Genomic DNA, 5,366 nt, shown 5'->3' with positions numbered 1-5,366 from the left:
CCCCCCAACCCCCACCCGTCATTTTCGGGTTAACAGACTACTAGGTGCTACCCTAGCTAGTCTCAGGACAGATATAATGACAAAGAATATACATTTATATATATACTAAACTTGAGGACTTTGTATAAATAACACTTAAAAAATCCCTAGTGTTACGCGATACCAAGCTATATTTACAAATTGTTATCAGAGGAGAATCAGCTTGAATCAAGCGACGTTGCACCAGTTGAAGGTGTTTGAGGCTGCTGCCCGACATGGTAGTTTTACACGCGCTGCGGAAGAGTTGTTTTTGACTCAACCTACCATTTCCATGCAAATCAAACAGTTGACAAAATCAGTAGGTTTACCATTGTTTGAACAGGTAGGAAAGCGTTTATATTTGACGGAAGCGGGACGGGAATTATTTGCTACTTGTCGGCAAATTTTTGAGACTATGGACAAGTTTCAAATGACTATTGCGAATTTAAAAGGATTGAAGCAAGGACAATTAAGACTGGCTGTAATTACTACTGCCAAGTATATTATTCCCAGATTGTTAGGTCCTTTTTGTCAGCTTTACCCTGGGATTGATATTTCTCTCCAAGTTACAAATCATGAACTGATTTTAGATCGGATGATGGGTAATTTGGATGACTTGTATATTATGAGTCAAATTCCTGATCATTTCGATGTCAATTTTCAGCCATTTCTAGAAAACCCTTTAGTAGTTCTTGCACCGGTGAATCATCCCTTAGCGAAGGAAAAAAATATTCCGATTGAACGTTTGGGAGAAGAACCGTTTATTATGCGTGAACCAGGTTCGGGAACTCGCAGTGCTGTCCAAGGTCTGTTTGAAGAACATGGGGTAAAGGTGAAGGTGAAATTGGAGTTGGGGAGTAATGAAGCGATTAAGCAAGCGATCGCTGGTGGGTTAGGTATTTCTGTATTATCCCGTCATACTTTACTCACAGACGTTGCGGAATTCAGTATTTTGGATGTCCAACACTTTCCCATTAAACGCACCTGGTATATGGTTTACCCTGCTGGTAAGCAGTTATCTATTATTGCTCATACTTATTACCAGTATCTTTTAGATGCAGCGAAAAAAATTACTGAGCAAGGTGGTTTAATATTAGATCATAGTGCGGTGGCAACCCATCTTTAGATCAAGCTACTACAGATACATAATCACTTGGCTATGTATCTAAAAATTACCAGTAGCTTGACTATAAACTTGTTTTAAAAACGGAGAATTAATGATGCAAGTTCAAGGAATAGCTATCTCTTTAGTTTTGGGTCTTTCTTTACCCATAGTTGCAGATGTTTCCGTTCAGAGTCAGGCTGTAGCTAACTTGGCTTTTCCAGAGGGGGAATTTTTTGATGTGCAAGGACAACCACGAAATTGGCATTTAACTCTTTGGCAAGCTAAAGGTCAATATTATTATAAAAACTTAAACCTCAAAACAGGTAAAAAACTTTGTTTAATTGGTGCTAAAGCAACTGGTACTCAAGCCCGTCCTGTCTTCACTTGGACTAATGCTAAATATAAATACCGAGTTTCTTGGCAAATTGTTCAACCTGAATTGGTAAGATTAGAGGTAATAGATCCTTCAGGTAAGGCGATTTTAAATCAATTTCTAGTCCGTGAACCTGGGGAATTTGAAGATCCTAACGCCAGGAAATGTTAGAATCAATCTTCCGCAGATATTAAAGCGAATTTAATAATTAGGTGTTGCTGAACTGAAGTATGAAATTGAAAAATCAATGATTTTAAACTCTTACTCTCTGCGACTGAAGCGCCTCTGCGTGAGGTAAAATCATATTCTAAATCAGCAACGCCAATAATTTTGATTAACAAGATAGTAGAATAAGGTACAGACTACAGAGAGGAAGGGAAATTGGAAGAACTCAGGGCGGTATTGGAATTAGCCACCGAAGGGGAACTACAGGACTTGACAGCTATTCTGTTTAGTCGCAAGTTTAACCCCTTAGATTATGTTCACACACCCGAACCTATTGCAGTGCAAAGCCAAGATCACCAAGCTTGGTTAGATACAATAGAAGACCGCTTTCGGTTTTTAGCGGCTGACGGTATAACAGTATTACGAGGACGCACTGATCAAGTAACTTACCGACAAGCCTTAATTCAAGTATGCAAATATTTGAAAATTCACTATTATCAAGATTTAACAACAATTGATTTAGAAGCAGAAGTTTTTTTGCATCTACTGGGAAAGGTTTGGAAAAAGCTACCAAAACAAGAAAAGCAACAATTAACTATTAATGTACAACGTCAGTTAGTAGAATCAAAACTTAAACAACCATTACCATTGTCATTGCAACGTGATCCTTTAGGATTAATATTTAAAGGTGGTAGTGCTTTGGCTGTAACTTCTGTCATCCAACCTTTTGTTCTTCAACAAATCGCCCGTCAATTTGCTATTCATTTTGCTACCTATCAAGTAGCTAAAGAAGCAGCAATTACAGGTACAGGATTAGCTACCAAACAGTTTCAAAACTATGTGGCTTTACAAATGTCCCGTCGAGGTATGACCATGAGTGCAGCCCGTTATGGTGCGGTTCGTGGTGCGTTTGCTTTGGTAGGTCCTGTGATGTGGGCTTGGTTTTTTGCTGATTTGGGTTGGAGAGCGATCGCCACAAACTATGGCAGAATTATTCCTACAGTCTTCACCCTGGCGCAAATTCGTCTTACCCGTACAGAATGTTGGGAAATAGCTTAAATAAAACTTTTTATCATCCAAACCCCCGCTTACAAACCCCTTGGCATTGGCTACAATTTGGACTAATATCTTTGCCTCTGAGTCCATTTTTGGGCGGTATCTCTATCGTTGTGGCATCATTGCTAACCTGGCGTAAACAATATCATATCATTAGCGATCGCCCAATTCACAAGGGATTTGCTATTTTGAGTATCTTACTCCTGATTACCACCGGATTCGCCTCTGGCAAACTCGATGCTGTTTTGGGTTTATTCAACTTCATCCCCTTCTTCTTCTTTTTTACCGGACTCACTCCTCTCATCCAAACACCCGCCCAATTACGACAAATTGCTTGGATCATGGTATTTGGATCTATACCTGTTTTAATCATCGGTTTTGGGCAATTATTTCTCGGTTGGAATTTCCAATTTCAGTTTTTATGGATTGTTTTTGATTGGATAGTTGCACCAGAAAAATCATTATCAGGACGCATGACTGCTAATTTCATGCACCCTAATACTTTAGCTGCTTATTTAGTAACTATTTTTATTTTGGGTTTAGGTTTATGGCTAGAAAACTACCACAAACTCAAACAAAACAATCCCCTAATTATCTTCTTGACAATTACTGTATGTACTAACTTTATCGCCTTAATTTTCACCAATTCTCGTAATGGTTGGGGAATCACTATTTTTGCCTGTTTAGCTTATGCTTTATATAAAGGTTGGCGATTAATTGTTGCGGCTGTTTTCACCATTACCAGTCTTTGTTTCTTCGCAGCTTTTGCACCTGCACCTATTGCCCAATTTTTCCGACTTTTTGTTCCCTACGGTATTTGGGCGCGATTAAATGATGATATGTTTCCTAATAGACCAGTAGGATTAATGCGGAAAACTCAATGGGATTTTGCCTGGAATCTCACTCAACAACATCCTTTAACTGGTTCAGGTTTACGCAGTTTCGGAAGACTTTATAAAACCCAAATGCAAATTGATGTTAACCATCCTCATAATTTATTTTTAATGCTGTCTGCCGAAACTGGGTTAATTACTACTTTGCTATTTTGTGGTTTACTAATTTGGATCTTAATTACAGCCAGTCAAACTCTCTGGAAATCTAAATCTATAGCACCAGAAAACAGATTAATCTTCTTTAGTTATCTTATCACCTTTAGCGGCTGGATACTATTTAATACTGTTGATGTCACCACTTTTGATATTCGGTTAAATACTCTCTCTTGGGTTTTCCTAGCTGCATTATCTGGCGTTATGTATCAATATCAATCACGTCATAAGTAGGTTAGCATTGAAAATAGTCGTTATGGCAAGGCAAAAGGCAAGAGGTAAGATTGAAGAGGGTTTGGACGATTTTACGTTTCTTTACACAGTTTGGTTTTATTGTGTTCACCTACTTATATCTATTTCACGTAGAACCAGGAGAATTATTCAACTATGAACTTAATTACCAGGATATTTTTGCAAATGTACCGTAATCGCTGTTTTCCCCAAGTCTTTGTCTTTATTTTCATGATTACTAGCTTGTTTGCTTGTAGTGTAACTGAAAATAGTACATCTGCAAATGCTAAAAATCCCCAACGGTCACAGTTAAGCCAAAATAGCTTACCTCAATCTATTTCTCAAGCAGTTCTCAGAGATGCTTCTAGAGTTTCTGGGTTAAAAATTTCTGATTTGAAAATTACTCAAGTTACATCTACTATTTTTAGTAATCCCTGTATTTTTCAATTTGGAGAAGTTTGTACAAAGGAATATAATCCTATTCCAGGCTGGACTATAATTGTACAAGTGAAAGAACAATCTTGGATTTATCATGTCAATAAATCAGGTTCACAAATTCTTTTAGACCCGAAAATTAGCAATAATCAATTACCAAAAAAAATTACTAATGGGGTTTTGAGTGATGCTTCTAAACGTTCTGGTTTAGCAATAAGTTCTCTGAAAGTTACCCAGTCAACCCAGAAAACTTTTAGCAATTCCTGTGTGTTTAATTTTGGTGAAGTCTGCGCTCAAATATTTGATCCTATTAAAGGTTGGGAAGTAATTGTTAAGGTCAAAAATCAATTCTGGACTTATCATGTAGATATAACCGGTACACGCATTGTTTTAGATCCTCAAATTACTAAAATTTAATAATCAAACACATTTTAACAAAGCTAATTTAAACTCAGCCGCAGTTTGAAAATGAATTTTTGGCTTTTCTATTAAAGCCAAATCTATCACTTCTGCTAATTTTTCAGGAATACTAATAACTCAAGTTGCTAGTTATCTCGTTGAGGCTGGTAATGGGTAATTGGTAATAAAAGTTCTGGTTTCATCCTGTTCATCCTTTAATCCTGGACATCCTGTATCCCTTACGGGAGGCGTTGGCCACTTCTGACAATTTACCTAACTAGCAACTTACATTAATATCACGTTGACGAATGGGGACAGCATCATTTCTTAGCACACAATTCCACGGTTCATTGTTTTTCTAAAAGTTTCCCTGTGGTAATGGTGAGAGTAAGAGGGTGTTTGAAAAGTTTTTAATGTATAAACAGACCCCTCTCCAAACCTCTCCCCGAAGCGGGGAGAGGCTTTGAAAACCCCCTTCCCTACGAGGGAAGGGGGCAGGGGGGTTAGGTTTTTGGAGATTATCGGTTTCATCTAATAC

5 protein-coding genes are annotated in these 5,366 nt (G+C 37.8%); all 5 read left to right on the top strand.

Annotation, left to right across the window (positions count from 1 at the left end; translation table 11 throughout):
* Positions 1-202: 202 nt before the first annotated feature.
* The 5 genes from IQ228_RS20280 to IQ228_RS20260 all read left to right on the top strand — a co-directional run bounded on the left by IQ228_RS20280 (position 203) and on the right by IQ228_RS20260 (position 4,846).
* Positions 203-1,144 carry a LysR family transcriptional regulator gene (locus IQ228_RS20280; RefSeq protein WP_193964163.1) on the top strand — a complete coding sequence of 314 codons (942 nt, stop codon included), beginning with the start codon at positions 203-205 and terminating at the stop codon, positions 1,142-1,144.
* 91 nt (positions 1,145-1,235) lie between these two features.
* Entirely contained in the window at positions 1,236-1,667 is a 432-nt protein-coding gene (locus IQ228_RS20275) for a hypothetical protein (RefSeq protein ID WP_193964162.1), read from the top strand.
* Between the two features lie 210 nt (positions 1,668-1,877).
* Positions 1,878-2,720 (top strand): YaaW family protein, encoded by an 843-nt coding sequence (locus tag IQ228_RS20270; protein WP_027401073.1) that lies wholly within the window; start codon positions 1,878-1,880, stop codon positions 2,718-2,720.
* Positions 2,702-3,997: an O-antigen ligase gene (locus IQ228_RS20265; RefSeq protein WP_193964161.1), complete on the top strand. Its 1,296-nt coding sequence runs from the start codon at positions 2,702-2,704 to the stop codon at positions 3,995-3,997. Before IQ228_RS20270 ends, IQ228_RS20265 begins: the two co-directional genes overlap by 19 nt.
* Before the next feature lie 153 nt (positions 3,998-4,150).
* Positions 4,151-4,846: a hypothetical protein gene (locus IQ228_RS20260; RefSeq protein ID WP_027401071.1), complete on the top strand. Its 696-nt coding sequence runs from the start codon at positions 4,151-4,153 to the stop codon at positions 4,844-4,846.
* The last annotated feature ends 520 nt before the right edge of the window (positions 4,847-5,366 follow it).

This window comes from Dolichospermum sp. LEGE 00246 (genome assembly GCF_015207865.1).
GTDB lineage: Bacteria > Cyanobacteriota > Cyanobacteriia > Cyanobacteriales > Nostocaceae > Dolichospermum > Dolichospermum heterosporum.
Note: the sequence above shows the minus strand (reverse complement) of the source record. Positions and strands in the feature narration are given on the sequence as shown.